At 69.7% G+C, this 14,449-nt stretch carries 12 protein-coding genes, 1 pseudogene and 1 CRISPR repeat array; of the genes and pseudogenes, 2 read left to right on the top strand and 11 right to left on the bottom strand.

Annotated features, from left to right (window positions below):
* Window positions 1-93: 93 nt before the first annotated feature.
* Together ACZ4M8_RS16320 and ACZ4M8_RS16325 are read right to left on the bottom strand one after the other, a co-directional pair.
* A complete protein-coding gene (locus ACZ4M8_RS16320) occupies window positions 94-666 on the bottom strand; it encodes a hypothetical protein (protein WP_467607618.1) in 573 nt (190 codons plus the stop codon).
* A 311-nt stretch (window positions 667-977) separates the two neighbouring features.
* The gene (locus ACZ4M8_RS16325) at window positions 978-1,775 is read right to left on the bottom strand and encodes a methyltransferase domain-containing protein (RefSeq protein WP_467607619.1); all 798 of its coding nucleotides are present in this window, start codon (window positions 1,773-1,775) and stop codon (window positions 978-980) included.
* A gap of 213 nt (window positions 1,776-1,988) precedes the next feature.
* Here ACZ4M8_RS16325 and ACZ4M8_RS16330 point away from each other — a divergent pair, with 213 nt between their 5' ends.
* Window positions 1,989-2,933, top strand: a complete 945-nt coding sequence (locus ACZ4M8_RS16330; RefSeq protein ID WP_467607622.1) for a phosphotransferase family protein — start codon at window positions 1,989-1,991, stop codon at window positions 2,931-2,933.
* Window positions 2,934-3,149: 216 nt separating this feature from the next.
* On the opposite strand, the gene ACZ4M8_RS16335 is transcribed toward ACZ4M8_RS16330, so the two are convergent.
* Together ACZ4M8_RS16335 and ACZ4M8_RS16340 are read right to left on the bottom strand one after the other, a co-directional pair.
* Window positions 3,150-4,340: a hypothetical protein gene (locus ACZ4M8_RS16335; protein ID WP_467607624.1), complete on the bottom strand. Its 1,191-nt coding sequence runs from the start codon at window positions 4,338-4,340 to the stop codon at window positions 3,150-3,152.
* Window positions 4,341-4,538: 198 nt separating this feature from the next.
* Window positions 4,539-4,703: pseudogene (locus tag ACZ4M8_RS16340) on the bottom strand (pirin); the annotation flags it as partial.
* Window positions 4,704-4,823: 120 nt separating this feature from the next.
* Between ACZ4M8_RS16340 and ACZ4M8_RS16345 the strand changes: the two are divergent.
* Window positions 4,824-5,942: a tyrosine-type recombinase/integrase gene (locus ACZ4M8_RS16345; RefSeq protein WP_467608046.1), complete on the top strand. Its 1,119-nt coding sequence runs from the start codon at window positions 4,824-4,826 to the stop codon at window positions 5,940-5,942.
* Window positions 5,943-6,014: 72 nt separating this feature from the next.
* Here ACZ4M8_RS16345 and ACZ4M8_RS16350 read toward each other — a convergent pair whose 3' ends face one another.
* From ACZ4M8_RS16350 to cas5c, 7 genes are all read right to left on the bottom strand, one after another.
* Window positions 6,015-6,206 carry a helix-turn-helix domain-containing protein gene (locus ACZ4M8_RS16350; RefSeq protein WP_467607626.1) on the bottom strand — a complete coding sequence of 64 codons (192 nt, stop codon included), beginning with the start codon at window positions 6,204-6,206 and terminating at the stop codon, window positions 6,015-6,017.
* A gap of 651 nt (window positions 6,207-6,857) precedes the next feature.
* A CRISPR array of direct repeats spans window positions 6,858-8,706; the repeat unit is 37 nt; unit sequence GTTGCGATCCTCGGTCGTCCCGAAGGGCGACCGCCAC.
* A gap of 142 nt (window positions 8,707-8,848) precedes the next feature.
* The gene (gene cas2, locus ACZ4M8_RS16355) at window positions 8,849-9,139 is read right to left on the bottom strand and encodes a CRISPR-associated endonuclease Cas2 (protein WP_467607627.1); all 291 of its coding nucleotides are present in this window, start codon (window positions 9,137-9,139) and stop codon (window positions 8,849-8,851) included.
* Window positions 9,139-10,173 carry a type I-C CRISPR-associated endonuclease Cas1c gene (cas1c, locus tag ACZ4M8_RS16360; RefSeq protein ID WP_467607630.1) on the bottom strand — a complete coding sequence of 345 codons (1,035 nt, stop codon included), beginning with the start codon at window positions 10,171-10,173 and terminating at the stop codon, window positions 9,139-9,141. The genes cas2 and cas1c overlap by 1 nt, the downstream gene beginning before the upstream one ends.
* The gene (gene cas4, locus ACZ4M8_RS16365) at window positions 10,170-10,835 is read right to left on the bottom strand and encodes a CRISPR-associated protein Cas4 (protein ID WP_467607631.1); all 666 of its coding nucleotides are present in this window, start codon (window positions 10,833-10,835) and stop codon (window positions 10,170-10,172) included. Before cas4 ends, cas1c begins: the two co-directional genes overlap by 4 nt.
* Entirely contained in the window at window positions 10,832-11,704 is an 873-nt protein-coding gene (gene cas7c, locus ACZ4M8_RS16370; protein WP_467607632.1) for a type I-C CRISPR-associated protein Cas7/Csd2, read from the bottom strand. Before cas7c ends, cas4 begins: the two co-directional genes overlap by 4 nt.
* An 86-nt stretch (window positions 11,705-11,790) precedes the next feature.
* Entirely contained in the window at window positions 11,791-13,590 is a 1,800-nt protein-coding gene (gene cas8c / locus ACZ4M8_RS16375; protein ID WP_467607634.1) for a type I-C CRISPR-associated protein Cas8c/Csd1, read from the bottom strand.
* 7 nt (window positions 13,591-13,597) lie between these two features.
* On the bottom strand, window positions 13,598-14,269 hold the full coding sequence (gene cas5c, locus ACZ4M8_RS16380; protein WP_467607636.1) for a type I-C CRISPR-associated protein Cas5c: 672 nt from the start codon (window positions 14,267-14,269) through the stop codon (window positions 13,598-13,600).
* Window positions 14,270-14,449 lie beyond the last annotated feature (180 nt).

Here is a 14,449-nt window from a genome sequence, read left to right on the forward strand (position 1 = left end):
ACCTTCTTCCGTGGAGTGAGAGGTACGGGCCGGCCGCCGCCCTGGGGCGTGGCCGACGCGTACGGAGGTGGGAGGCGGTGGGCGGAAGGACCGTCAGCGCCTGGGCGCCACCGGGGCGGGGACGCCGTCGCCCGCCTCGCCGGGGACCGCGGCGGGCGCGGGGACGGGGCGGGCCGCCTTGCCGCCGGAGGCCGGGGACGGTGCCGGGACACCGGCCTCGTGGTGGGCCGGACGGCCCTTCCGCGCCGGGACGGGCTCGGCCGCCGGGTGCGCGGGACGGGCCTTCTCCGCCGGGACCGGCTCGGCCACCGGGTGCGCGGGGCGGGCCTTCTCCGCCGGGACGGGCCGCGCGACGGAGCCGCGGGCCGGGGCGGCGTGCGCGGGCCGGCCCCTCTCGGCGGGGACGGGCTCCGCCGCCGGGTGCGCCGGGCGGGCCTGCTCCGCCGGGACCGGCTCGGCCACCTCGGAGTCGCGGAGGGGGCCCGGACCGGACTGCGCCGGTACGGCGGCCGGGGCGGGGACGGGGCGCGGGCCCTGGGCACCGTCGGCGGCGTGGGCGGTCACTGCCGCGCCACCGCCGAGGACGGCGCTGATCACGGACGCTCCCAGCAGGACGCGCAGCCGTCCGGAGCGGCGGGCGGACTTCGGGGCGGGGCGTGCGGACATGGGAACCTTCGCTCTCTCGCGGTGTGCGGAGGACCGGCGTCCGCGCCGTTTCCGCCGTCCGGACACCGGCTCCCTGTTGGGGCCTCCACAGCGTGAGACGTGCGGCGGGCACCCCGGTTGCCGCCGGTTTCCCGAAGATCCACGCGAGGCGGAGTGAGGTGGGCCACATCCGCGAGCGGGGGCTCGGGCGGCGCGCACCGCCTCGCCCCGGCTGCCGGAAGCGGTCCGGGCGCCGCCCGCCACGGAACCGCCCCACCTGCCCCCGGAGGCGCCGTCGGTCCCGGCCGCCCGGAAGGCCGGCCGCGCGGCGGTCACCCCTCGCGGCGGCCCCAGCAGGTGATCAGGGGCGCGGGCATGACGGCGGCGTCCTCCTCGGCGAGCCAGGCCAGATGCGCGTCGAGTTCCGCGTCCGTCACAGCCCCGGACTCCGTCAGCGGGGCGCGGAGATGCCGTACCGTCGCCGCCTCCAGTTCCCGGCAGGCGGGCGAGGTCACCGGGAAGTACCCCTCGGCCCGCACGTCCGCCAGCCCCGCGCCGCGCAGCAGCTTCGGCAGGGAACGGCCGAAGGAGAGATCCGCGCCGCGCCCGGCGAGCAGCGCGCGGAAACCCCGGCGGACGCGTTCGGCCCGCTCCGCCGCCGGTCCCTCCTCGGCGGGGCAGGCGAGGGGCTGGAGCGCGGGGTCGGCGTCCTCCACCACCAGCCAGCCGCCGGGCCGCAGCGCCGAGGCGAGCCGTTCGAGGACGGCCGCCCGGTCCGGCAGATGCACCAGCACCAGCCGCGCGTGGACCAGATCGAGGCCGGTCGCGGGCGGCGCGTCCCGGGTCACGTCGTGCCGCAGCACCTCGGTCACACCGTCACCGGGGCCGGTCAGCCACGAGGTGTCGAGGTCCGTCGCCCAGACCCGGCCGGCCGGTCCGACGCGCGCGGCGAGCCCGGCGGGCACCGACGGGCCGCCCGCGCCCACCTCCCAGCAGCGCCACCCCGCGCCGAGCCCCAGCCGGTCGAGGTGGGTGAAGGTCCACGGGTCGAAGAGTTCCGCGAACGCGTCGAAGCGGCGCCCGGCCTCGCGCCGGGCGTTGTCGAGCAGATATCCGTCCTCAGCTCCCATCCCGCCATCCTCGCACCCGGTCCCGCTCCCCCACCGCCCCGCTCCGGGCACCCGCGGTGGCGACATCCGGCGGTGGCCCGCGGCGTGTGCCCTACGTTGCCCCTGGACACGGACGCCCCGGAAGCAGACCGGGCGCACCGCTCCCCGGCCCGGCCGCAGGACAGCGGGCCGCGCCGCACCGCCCCACCGCGCCCCATGGAACAGGTGATCCGCATGCCGACCGCTCCCACCCCGCAGACCGGCCCCGCCGACCCGGCCCACACCGTCCGGGCCCTTCTGCGGCGGGAGTTCCCGCACACCGACGTCACCGCGGTCCGCCCCCTGGAGCGGGGGTACACCAGCGGACAGTGGGTGGCCGACACCGGCGAGGGCCGCCTGCTGGTGAAGGTCCCGCGGCGGGAGCCGTCCGCCGCGCATCTGCGGCGGCTCGTCGCCGCCACGCGGGTGGCGGCCGGCCACGGCGTCCCGGTCGTGCGCCACCTGCGGCTGCTGCCCCACGAACCCTCCCTGGGCGGCCCGGTGCTCCTCCAGGAGTTCCAGGAGGGCGACGCCGCCGACGAGGTCTGGGACACCCTCGGCCCCGACCGCCGCCGGGCGCTGCTCCAAGACCTCGGCACCCTCGTCGGGCGGCTGCACACCGCCGAAGGACCCCACTTCGGTGCCGTGACGGAAGGCGCCACGGCACCGTCGCTGCCGGAATCGGTCGAGGCGGAGGTGGCGGCGCTGCTCCCGCAGGCCGATCCCGACCTGCTCGGCACCGCCGCCTTCCGCACCGCGATCCGCGCCACCCTGGCCCGTCTGGACCCCGCGGCGAGCGTCCCCGTCCTCGTCCACGGCGATCTGTGGCTGCCCAACCTCCTCGTCCGCGACGGCCGGATCAGCTGCGTCCTCGACTTCGAACACGCCGGATACGCCGACCGTTTCCGCGACTTCGGCAAGCTCGACGAGCACCTCTTCGGCGCGTACCCCGAAGGCCGCGACACCTTCCTCACCGCCTACGCCGCGGCACACCCGCTGCCGGACGACTGGCAGCACCGCGCCGCCCTCGGCCAGGCGCTGCACGCCCTCACCATGCACGTCTACTTCCGCCGCTGGACCCCCCGCTGGGCCCCGCAGTACGCCCGGCAGGCCGGTGAGTGGCTGGAGCGGAACGGGTGAGGCGGGCCGCCGGGGGCCGGCGCTGCGGCCCGCGTCCGCCCGGTCGGCGCCGGCACGGACGTCGTGCGGCGCGCCCTTCAGGGAACCGTCCTCGTGGTGGCCTACGGGAAAGCGGACAGGGATCGTCTCCGTCTCGTTCGAGGCCCACCGGTACGGGCGTGCGCTCGGGGAACAGCGCCTCGCCCCGACGGAGCCCTTCCCCGGACCGGGTGGGCCTCATCCGGCCGGCCGGGTGTCACCTCCGGACGCCGGAGCGGCCGGTGACGGCACCGTGGGGGCCGCCGGGGCGCCGCTCGGCTGCGGGGCCTCCGGCGGCTGCGTCACACCGCCGCGCATGGCGTCGAGGAGCTGCCGGGGGCTGCCGAGCTTCTTGCTGCCCCAGAGGGTCGCCGGGCCGAGCAGGAATATCAGGGCCGCGGGAACGACCGCCCCGGCGGGCACCCCGAGGCTGATCATGACGCCGACGAGGACGGCCGCGGCGGTGGCGCCCACCAGGACGATACGGCCGTCCGCCTGACGGACCTCCGCCTCCTCGTCCTCCGCCGAGGGCGGTTGGTGGGCGGGGAGTTCACTCTCGTCCAGGAGCGCGAGCCACCGCTCCTGCGCGAGGCGTTCCATGACCTTCGCGAGGAGCAGCGCCAACTCGGGCAGCGCCTCCTCGCCCTCTTCCAGAACCCGCGCGGAGCCGGCGTCGAGGGCGGCGGCCAGCCGGGCGGTGTGCTCGGTCAGTTGGCGCCTGCGCTCCGGGCTCACCCGCCCCGGGCCGGACTGCCCGAAGCCGACCAGCACCCGGCCGAAGCGGTGGATCTGCATGTCGAGACGGAGGAGCGAGATCTCTCCTTCCCGGGCCCGGTGGCAGCCCACCAGACACCGGCAGCAGTGGTAGAACGCCGTCCGGGCGCTCTCCTCACGGATGATCCCCCCGACCCTCCTCATCTCCATGGGCCACCAGAGGGCGGCGAAGACGAACAGCGCGAGGGCGAGGTAGAAGGGGTCCCGCTCGCCGAGCGTGGTGAAGTGCGATTCGTACGCCCGGCGGACGAGCGGGGCGGCGAGCGCGATCGCCGTGACGAAGGCGAGCGCCGGGAGGTGGACCGCGCTGGCCAGACCGAAGAGCGGGATGTTGCCGAAAGCCCGGGAGCCGTCCTTGATCTTCCACCTCAGGACCGGGCCCGGGACCGAGAACCGCACGCCGAAGGTCCGGCAGCTCAGCCGCACGCGGGCGAGGAGGTCGGCAGACAGCAGGTGCGGGAGGCCGAGTGTGAAGGGGAGCGCCGGCCCGTCCGCGTACCGCCAGGACCGCGAGAACGCCGCCACGACGGTGTTCAGCATTCTGCTGAACACCGCGGAAGCGACCACGATGACGAGGCATGTCGCCGCGAACTGGCACCAGTTGAGGGCTGTCACACGCCGAACTCTACGGCCGGGCACTGACAGCGGCCGGTCCGTACGGGATGCCACGACCGGACGCCGTCGACGGGCGGGCGCCGAGCCACCGGGGCTCGGCGACACCGCGTCCAGGCGTCACCCGGCGCCGCGGCTCCGCCCGCCCCGGCCCACGCGCCACCGCTCCCGGCCCGCGTCCGCCCACCGGGTCCGCGCGGCTCAGCGCACCCGTCCGCGCGGCTTCAGCGGTACGCCCGGCAGCGTCGGCGCGGGCAGGGGCGGGCCGTCGTAGCCGTGGACGGTGCCGAAGCGGTCGCCGTTGACCCAGTCGGCGCGGGCCTGCTCGATGTCCTCCTGGCTGCGGCCGACGAAGTTCCACCACATACCACGGGAAACACGGTTTAGCCCAGGTCAGGGCTATCCGGACCATCTGGCGGTCAGCAAACAGTCAGCATTGGACTCCGGAGTCAGCAAACCATGGCAACCAAAGCACTGGCCCGCGGCATGGGCACATTCTTCAAGGACTGCGCGCACCCCGAGTCTCGGTGGTCCAAGTGCCCGCACTCGTACACGATCAGGTACCGGAACGCGGCACGCAAACAGACGGAGGAGGGCGGGTTCTCCACTCAGGACCAGGCTATCGAGCGTTTGACGGACATCTACAACGAGAAGCGCAAGACTCCCCCATCAAAGGCCGAGCGCATCCAGAAGTACGGGCAGATGCGTTTCAAGGAGTACACCGAGGAATGGAAGGCTGGCCAACGGCACCTGGACGCTAGCTCCGTCCGCCACCTCGACTCGCTTCTCACGCACCACTTGTACCCGGCGTTCGCCTCCCGCCGGATGAACACCTTCGACCACAAGGTCGTCGACCGATTCATCCAGGACATGGAACGCAACGGCATCGGCAAAGCGACACAGACTAATACCTTCGACAAACTGAAGTCGATCCTGCTCGATGCCAACCGCCTCGGGATATTCGCCGACAGTCCTCTCGACGGTGTCGTCCCCCCACAGTACGACCCGAAGCGGGCAGTCATACCATCCGTCCAGCAACTGCACGACATACGCAACGCTGGTAACGACGCCTTCCTTCTCATCGCCGACCTGATGAGCGGTTGCGGGCTCCGCAACGGAGAAGCTGCGGCCGTCAACATCAACAACATGGTCGCCGACGACGTGTACCGGGTCTGCGAACAGGTCAACCAAACAACTAGCCAGTACGCAAAGCTCAAGCACCGCAAGGCCGACGAATACCGCGACGTTCCCCTCCCTCAGCGCGTCCGGAACACGATCCTCTGGTATGCAGACAAGTACGGCACCATGGACGGCTACCTGCTACGGCACCCCAAGAACCCGGCCCAGCCATACCTCCACCACCATCTCGATTTTCAGTGGCGTAAGGCGAAATCCTCGGGGATAGAGATTCCCGAGGGAATGACCCCCTACGGATTCCGTCACTTCTTCGCATCGAACTGCCTGGCCAATCGCATTCCGATCACTGACGTCGCCGAGTGGATGGGCCACCGGAGCCTCGATATCACCTTCAGGATCTACCGTCATCTCATGCCGGGCTCCATAGGCAGGGCAGCAAAGGTTCTGGACGTAGCACTGACCGCCTGACAGTAGTAGGGCGCCTCGCTTCAGAGGAAGCAAGGCGCCCTGCTCATGCAGCCCAGCCGACACCGAGAGGTATCACCAGCTGGACACCCTTTGTTGCCTGATCCACGCCTCGACCTCCGATACCTTGAAACGGATCTTCGCGTTCCGACCTTCCCCGAACTTGTACGCCACCAGACCGACCCGTGGAGCCTCCCGATACAGCCACTGGACAGATACATTCAAGTAATCGGCGGCCTGTTTTACATCCATAAATTGAACAGCCATGAGAACCCACTGACAGAAGTGTTTAGCACTACCCCGGCAACCCCGAGCAGCACCAATCTGCAGTTGATGGCACGATTTGGCGCGACCGAGAATTCTTGCTACAGAAGCTTCGCTCCAATCACTATCGCCATAACGGGGCGGCGAGGAGCGGTCGGCTGTCCTGGCAGCCGACCGCCACCTACGTCCGCGGAACCATGCACGCGCTAGAACTCTGGTTACGCTCCTCGGTCGCCCCGAAGGGCGACTGCCACATCGTCGACCGGCCCGCGGTCGCCCGCGTCTCCGTGGTTGCGATCCTCGGTCGCCCCCGAAGGGCGACCGCCACCGCAGCGCATGCAGACCTGGATGCCTTCCTCGGTGTTGCGACTCTCGGTCGTCCCGAAGGGCGACCGCCACGAGCGCGGCTGGCGCGGGACCGCGACGCCCCGGCGGTGTTGCGATCCTCGGCCGTCCCGAAGGGCGACCGCCACGACCTCGCGGGCGTAGCGGTGGTAGGCGTCGTGGTGTTGCGATCCTCGGTCGTCCCGAAGGGCGACCGCCACGATGTCGGCGGAGGCGGTGTGCCCGCACGCGTACGGTTGCGATCTTTCGGTCGTCCCGAAGGGCGACCGCCACTGCAGCGTGTGCCGGAAGCCGACGTACGCCTGACGTGTTGCGATCCTCGGTCGTCCCGAAGGGCGACCGCCACGCCACGTACTCGTGCACCGCCCCGAAGGCGCGGACGTTGCGATCCTCGGTCGTCCCGAAGGGCGACCGCCACGTCGGACTCCTCGCCGCGGACGACCGACGGCGGGAGGTTGCGATCCTCGGTCGTCCCGAAGGGCGACCGCCACCTTCCCGAGCAGCTCGCGAAGAAGCTCGCGGAGCAGGAGTTGCGATCCTCGGTCGTCCCGAAGGGCGACCGCCACCAGCCCCGGTGCGGCGTGGGCGCGGGGCGGCAGCGGGTTGCGATCCTCGGTCGTCCCGAAGGGCGACCGCCACCGCCGCCCTGCTCGGCAAGCCGCCCGCCGACGACTGGTTGCGATCCTCGGTCGTCCCGAAGGGCGACCGCCACCCCGACAGCCCGGCAATGCGCGTGTTGGAAGAGTTGTTGCGATCCTCGGTCGTCCCGAAGGGCGACCGCCACGTCGGACTCCTCGCCGCGGACGACCGACGGCGGGAGGTTGCGATCCTCGGTCGTCCCGAAGGGCGACCGCCACACCCTCCTCCCGCTCCCCGAGACGCGGACGGCGACGTCGTTGCGATCCTCGGTCGTCCCGAAGGGCGACCGCCACCGCGTGGGCGCCCTGGCTGCTGCCGCCGGCGCCGCAGTTGCGATCCTCGGTCGTCCCGAAGGGCGACCGCCACCAGCATGACCAGGACGCTCGCGCCGCACGGTACGGCGTTGCGATCCTCGGTCGTCCCGAAGGGCGACCGCCACCACACGCCGTACGGATGTACGCGGCGTCCAGCCACGTTGCGATCCTCGGTCGTCCCGAAGGGCGACCGCCACCGTCCAGCGCCTCGTCCTTGCCCTCGACGGCGAAGTCGTTGCGATCCTCGGTCGTCCCGAAGGGCGACCGCCACCCCCGCAGCGACTGTTCGAGGAGGGGCTGTTCATGGTTGCGATCCTCGGTCGTCCCGAAGGGCGACCGCCACCGCGCCGCCGACGAGCTGTTGCGATCCTCGGTCGTCCCGAAGGGCGACCGCCACGAGGTCGGTGTGGCGCTTGAGGCCCCTCGTCATCTCGTTGCGATCCTCGGTCGTCCCGAAGGGCGACCGCCACGAGCACGCCGTGTTCACCCGCCTCGCCCCGAAATCCGCGTTGCGATCCTCGGTCGTCCCGAAGGGCGACCGCCACCAGGTCCCCCCGCGTCGGCCACTCCATCTGTGTGACGAGTTGCGATCCTCGGTCGTCCCGAAGGGCGACCGCCACGAGCCCCTCCGCCTTCAGCTGCTGGAGGGCGCGGGGTTGCGATCCTCGGTCGTCCCGAAGGGCGACCGCCACGCCCGGCGCGCGGCCGCGGTCGACGCCCAGGCTGGTGTTGCGATCCTCGGTCGTCCCGAAGGGCGACCGCCACCTCCTGGTAGCCGATGTCCATGAGCTGCGCGACGGTGTTGCGATCCTCGGTCGTCCCGAAGGGCGACCGCCACCAGCAGGATCGCGGCCAGCCCCCCGCCCATCCACTTGTTGCGATCCTCGGTCGTCCCGAAGGGCGACCGCCACCTGATCGCGGCGGCCAACCAGACCGTGCCGGAGGCGTTGCGATCCTCGGTCGTCCCGAAGGGCGACCGCCACCACGCGGCCTCGGTCTGGGTGAGCAGGTCCAGCGAGGGTTGCGATCCTCGGTCGTCCCGAAGGGCGACCGCCACTTGCGCTGGTCGATCCGCAGCGTTTCGACGGTCTCGGCGTTGCGATCCTCGGTCGTCCCGAAGGGCGACCGCCACGGCGGCCGTCGACGTCACCGCGACGGTGTTCGTGATGTTGCGATCCTCGGTCGTCCCGAAGGGCGACCGCCACGGCATCTGAGCAGGGAGGTTACCGGAGTCGGCGGCTCTCTGCGGATCAGCGTTCTAGCGCGAAAGGTGAACAATCGGGCATTTTTCTTCGGCGCGGTCTGCGCGTCGTGTGTGCACTTGGGGTTCCGAAGCCGCGAAAGAAGTCATAGGACGAGGTCTTCGCGGTGAGACTGCACTTGAGCAATGCCGAGTGTCTGAACGTTGTCGAAGCCGTTCCGGGGAAGTCGGTAGAGACGGATGCTGTCGCTGTCGGGATCGATGGTGTTGCTGAGCTGATCCAGGAGCTGCAGGAGGCTCGCGTCGTCGCTGACGATTTCGAACACAGATTTCTGGACGCGGAGGCCATGCCCCTCACAGAGTTTGGCGACCTTGCGCAGTCGGCGGCGTCCTGCTGGGTCGGTGGTGTCGACATCGTAGGTGAGCAGGAGGTCCATCAGGCTGCTGTCCAGGGTAGGTAGCCGGGCAGTTCACCACGGAGGTGACGTGCCAGGATGCGGGCTTGGACGACCGGGAGGAGACCGGCGGGAACGGTTCGTCCTGCGATGGGGTGCTCCCAGGGGCGTGTCTTCCACTCCTGCCAGGCGCTCAAGAGGATTTTGCGGCCTTCTTCGGTGAGACGGACGGCGCCTCCGATGATGGTTTCGAAGTGCTCGGAACGTAGTTCGCGCCGGTTGAGCAAAGTGAGGGCGAAGCGGTCGGCGAGGACGGGGCGGAACTCTTCCATGAGGTCGAGAGCGAGTGCAGGCTTTCCCGGGCGCAGGCCGTGTAGGAAGCCGATGTAGGGGTCGAGGCCCACTTGTTCTGCGGCTCCGTGGACGAGGCTGCGCAGGAGTCCGTATGTGAAGGACAGCAGGGCGTTAACGGGATCGGTCGGCGGCCGGCGGTTGCGGTGGGTGAAGGCGGGGATGCCGGGGCTGGGTCGCAGTGCTTGCGGCAGGGCGGAAAAGTAGCTTCGGGCGGCGTTGCCTTCGACACCCATGACGTTGTCGAGGGAGTTGGAGGTACTGGTCGCGGTCAGGGCCTGGGCAAGGTCGTTGGTGGTGTCGCGGATGCGTTGTCGCACCGTGGGCTGGGCATCGCGAGCGGCGCGGAGCAGGATCCATCGACTGTTGCGGATTTTTCCGGCGACAAGGTTTTGAGCGATGGCAAGTCTTGCTGTCGTGTTGTCGTGGATTTGGTGCTGGGCGTGGCGGAGAAGGACGTTGCCTTGAACGGATCCGTCGAGGCGGGCCATGTAGCGGCCGCCTCTGGTCATCCAGGTGATGGGGCGGTTGTCCTGGGCGCAGCGGGTGATGAGTTCGGTGGAGAGGTTGACATGTCCGTAGACGACGATGCCGTCGATGCGGCGCAGGGGCAGGATGCGTCGTCCTTGGGTTTCGGGAAGATGCACACGGAGGGTGTCGTGCTCCAGGCGTAGGTCTGCGCCTTGTGTCTGGATGTAGAGGGTGTTGAGGAGTTCGGTGGTCACGCGTCGGTGTCCTGGAGGTCGTCGAGAAGGTAGAGGTCGGTGAGGGCTTGGTGGTAGCGGCGGGTGCCGGCGAGGAGTCGTGGCATGCATCCGGTGGCCATGGAGCAGCGTCGGCAGCGGTTGTCCGCGGCGGGCGGAGGGAGTTGGTGGGTGGTGTGCAGGGTGCGGACTGCTTCGGCCAGTTCGAGGACTTGGGTCCGGAGTGTGTCGGTGACGGGCAGGGGGTGGCGTCGCCGGTCGGCTGCTGAGTAGATCGCGGCTTCGGGGACCGGTCGGTGGAACATTTCTTCCAGGCAGATTGCCTGGGCTGCGGCCTGTACGTCGGCGGGGCCGCCTGGGTGGTAGCGGCCCGATTTGTGTTCCACGGGCAGGATGCGGCCGTCGCTGTGGAGTTCGACCGTGTCGCAGATTCCGGTGAGGCCGTATCCGTCGTGCCAGACGGGCAGTGCGTGGAGTGTGCGTACGGTGCCGCGTCCTCGGTTGCCGGGGGTGTCGACGCGTTGGTGGAGGAGGGTTCCTCGCACGGTGGCGGCGTCGTCGGTGAAGGCGTCTTCGAGGAGGATGAGGCCGCATTGTCTCGGGCAGTAGGCGTAGTGCTCCAGAGCGGAGAGGGTTACCTGGATGGGGTTTCCCTCTCCGCTCTGTGTGGTGGTTTGGGTCATCCGATGAGGGTGGTGAGGGTGATGCCTTCGGGCAGGGCGGCTTCGTTGACGTCTACCTGGTAGTCGCTGAATGCGCGGGCGGTGGCGTCGCCGGGGCCCTTGACGGTGATGCGGTCCAGGAGCTGGCGGGCGGGTGTGTTGCCGTACTTGTCGTTGTGGGTGAATACGTACAGGCCGCGGAGGTTGAGTTCGCCGCGGGCGGCTGCCCGGTCGTGGTCGAACATGAGGGTGAAGGCGCGCCAGAACATGGCGAGGTCGTCGCTGGTGACGCCGGTGCGGGAGGCCAGGGGGGCGCTGAAGTGGCCTTCACCTCGGTAGAGGCCGTATGGGACGATGTGCTTGGTGCCCATCTCGGTGGCCTTGCCGGTGTCGACATCTTCCTGCTTGGTGGGGGTAACTCGGGTGATCCCGTATTCGAGGGGGGTGACGGGGTCGATGGAGCGGGAGAAGGTGAGTTGGACGGGTCCGCGGACGCGGCCTGCCTGACGGTCTTTCTTTCCGGTGGTCATGACGGCGCCGAACATGCGGACATCGAAGAAGGTCTGACACATCCACTGCTGGGCGTCGAGCTTGCTGGCCTTGTCGCCGAGAGCTTCGGGTGCGTAGGCCCGTTCGTGCTGGGCGTTGAGGGCGACGCCGGCTTCGACGTAGATGTCGTAACCGGGCTTTTTGGTCTCCTCGTTGAGGAGGAAGACGGTGTCGCGGATTTTGCGCTTGAGGGCGACATCGGTGATCAGGCCCTGGCCGGAGACGGGGTCGGTGCGGGGCATGCCGCCTGCGTCGGGGTCTCCGTTGGGGTTGCTGTCGCGTGCCTCGACCAGGTATGCGAAGTCGATCTTGCGAGTGGGGTCAAGGTGCGGCGCGCTCACGGGATGGTTCTCCTCTACGTGGTGGTGTTCTGGTTTGCCCCGGTGGAGCTGACAGCCGGGGTTGGGGGTTGGGGTGTTGTGGTGACTCAGTCCGCGGGGTCGTCCGGCGAGTCGTCGTCGCCGTTCTCCTGGGCCTTCTTGTGGGCGGCGCGAGCCGCGTTGTCGGCAGCGCGCTGTTGGTCGTAGCCGATGACGAACCATGCCTGCTGGTCGGTGGTGAGCAGCGTCGGGATGCCGTTGTCAAGCTGGGCGAAGGCGGCGAATGCGTCGGAGAGGCGGGCGTCCAGGGCGTAGTAGGTGCCGCGCTTGTCGCGGCGCAGCCGCTTGAGGTGGCCCTTGGCGCCGACGCGGAGGTTGGTCAGCACGGAGGCGGGCGCGGTCATTGCGGTGCCGAAGTACTTCTCGCCGATGGTGGTGTTGATGTCGGGCAGCGCGGCGCGTTGGATCGCTTCCAGGACCGCGAAGGTGCGTCCGCACAGGTAGCCGGGTTGGTTGTTCTGGTCGTCGAGTTGGGGTGCGGGGCCGGTCACCTGGTGGTCCTTCCGGTTCGGGTGGAGTGCGAGGCGGAGCAGGGCGGTGCGGGGGTGGTCGACTCGTCGGTCGGCGCGGATGCGCTGCAGCAGGTGGGGCAGGAGTCGGGCCGGCATGGGGCCCCGGGTGAGGGCGGCATGCATCAGCTCGTTCTCCAGGCCCTTGGGGGCGCTGCGGGCGACGTACTTGGTGGCTTTGGCATCCCAGCGTCCGGCGGCGAGCGTCAGGTGCCATAGCGGCAGGTGGCGGTACCTGTCCTCCCAGCCGTCGTAGACCTGGTGGTGCGCGAACCAGGCGCCGAGGTGGTTACGTAGGCGGCCGATGGGGATGTCGAGCCAGTCCGACACCACTGCGCGGGCGTTGTTCAGCCCGAGCGTGAGCGCGTAGTAGGCGGTAGGGTCCAGGCGTCCGGCGGCCACCGGATCAGGACAGGTGTGCAGGGCGTCGAGCAGTTCGGCGACGTGTTCCTCGGTTGGGGTGTCCAGCGACTCGAAGAGGCTGTCGGCCGGTTCCTTGGTCCACCACACGGTCACCGCGTCGTTGCTGCGGCGGCGGTGGGTGTCGGTGGCGAGAAGCAGGTTGAGAGCAGCCATGGCACGGCTGCCGCAGCGCTCGCAGACGGGGGTGTTCACCAGCTGAAGGGCTCCGCCGCGTCCTTGTGCCGCGGCGTTGATGCTGACCAGCTGGGAGTCGCGGCCCAAGCCACTGGTGGGGATCGCTCCGGACTTGATGCTCTCGGGGATCGTGGTCAGAAGCTCCCCGTGTTCCCCGCACACCAGGCACAGCCCGCTGGTGCCACTGCCGGACTTGCGGGCGCGCACTGTGGCTGCCCAAGCGGTGTGTGCGGTGGGTAGTTCGTGCAGCCAGGTGCCGTCATGCGCCATCAGCGCGACGGTGTCCGCGGAGGTGATGCCGTCGGGAACGGGCACACGGTGCAGGCCACCGTCGGTGACGAAGGACCGCACGATCGTGGCGTAAGGGTCATCCGGGATGCTCTGGGTCCACGACAGCAGCAGGCCGGTGTATTCGGCCTGACGGCGCAGGGCTTCTTGCTTAGCCGCTGCGCTCGTGGCTCCGTCCGGGCCGGCCTTCGCGACTGCCAGTACGTATTGGGCGGTGTCGACCATCAGGTTCGGCGGCGGCTTCTTACCGGAGCGGTAGGCGTAGGGCGTCTTCCTCTGCAGCGGTTTTTCTTTCGTCCCCTTGACGGGGCGGCGGTCGTCGAGACGCCCGGTCGTTCCGTCGGAGCTGATCCGCAGCACCCATTGGATCTTCTTGGGACGGTAGTAAGCGGGCGGAAGGTCTCCATCCTCTTCGGCCCGCTCGGCGAACTCGGTCAGGCGGTTGAGCAGCATCGGCGCGTCACCCCGTCTGGGATCCGTCGGCACGCCAGCCGGAGCCGGCCGGCATAGCCACCTCACTCGCGCCCAGGGGCCGCTTCGGCACCTCCAGGACGCCCTGGTCCAGCTGGGCGTGGAACCAGCGGTAATGCTCGCCCCCGGATGCCGGGTAGGTGATGGAGTGCAGCATCACGCCCAGGTCCTCGTCCCGGGCGATGGGTGTGGCGTCGGTCCGCGGGCCGAAGGAGGCACTGAACTCGCGGCAGCCGAGGAATGGCTGGGCGAAACAGGCTCCCTTGTCCACGCGGCGACGTAGCTGCTCCCGGTATTTCTCCTCGCGCTGGCCCAGGCCGCGTTCGGTCAGGACGATCTGGGCGCGGATGCGGTAGTGCACGTCGCGCAGCAGCATGCTGTTGCGTTGATCCCGGTCTGCCTCAACGTCGTATCGACGGCTGGGGTCCTTGCGCAGGGCCGCGACCTCGCCAGCCGTGATCACGGACTTGACTTCATTGCGCCGGATCGAAGTCCACTCGATCGGGGACAGGACCTCGATTGAGCGCACCACGTAGTGGAATTCCGGCTTCCAGAAGATGGCTTCCAAGACTCCGGTCGCCGCGGAGGGACTCATCGCCGGGTAGGAGACCCGTTCCGCCTTCAGCTCCGGCCGCGTGAAGCAGGCCAGCGGTCCGGCCACCTCCACTACCAGGTCCGGAAACGCCCAGCCGTCGTTTCCCCGCCGATCAACTCGACTCGGGTGTACGGATGTTCGCGATGCCAACCTGCACAGCCCCTTCCTCATGCCCTCAACTGACCGCAGATGTCGCCTTGTTGCTGCTCCGCGCAGCAATGCCAGTGGGTGCACACCATAGGTGCA

The organism is Streptomyces sp. NPDC027185 (assembly GCF_055567035.1).

Excerpts from the sequence above, each read along its gene's own strand:
- ACZ4M8_RS16345 (WP_467608046.1), top strand. The coding sequence starts at position 4,824 with ATGGGCACATTCTTCAAGGACTGCGCGCACCCCGAGTCTCGGTGGTCC.
- ACZ4M8_RS16325 (WP_467607619.1), bottom strand. The coding sequence starts at position 1,775 with ATGGGAGCTGAGGACGGATATCTGCTCGACAACGCCCGGCGCGAGGCC.
- cas2 (WP_467607627.1), bottom strand. The coding sequence starts at position 9,139 with ATGGACCTCCTGCTCACCTACGATGTCGACACCACCGACCCAGCAGGA.
- ACZ4M8_RS16320 (WP_467607618.1), bottom strand. The coding sequence starts at position 666 with ATGTCCGCACGCCCCGCCCCGAAGTCCGCCCGCCGCTCCGGACGGCTG.
- ACZ4M8_RS16350 (WP_467607626.1), bottom strand. The coding sequence starts at position 6,206 with ATGGCTGTTCAATTTATGGATGTAAAACAGGCCGCCGATTACTTGAAT.
- cas4 (WP_467607631.1), bottom strand. The coding sequence starts at position 10,835 with ATGACCCAAACCACCACACAGAGCGGAGAGGGAAACCCCATCCAGGTA.
- ACZ4M8_RS16330 (WP_467607622.1), top strand. The coding sequence starts at position 1,989 with ATGCCGACCGCTCCCACCCCGCAGACCGGCCCCGCCGACCCGGCCCAC.
- cas8c (WP_467607634.1), bottom strand. The coding sequence starts at position 13,590 with ATGCTGCTCAACCGCCTGACCGAGTTCGCCGAGCGGGCCGAAGAGGAT.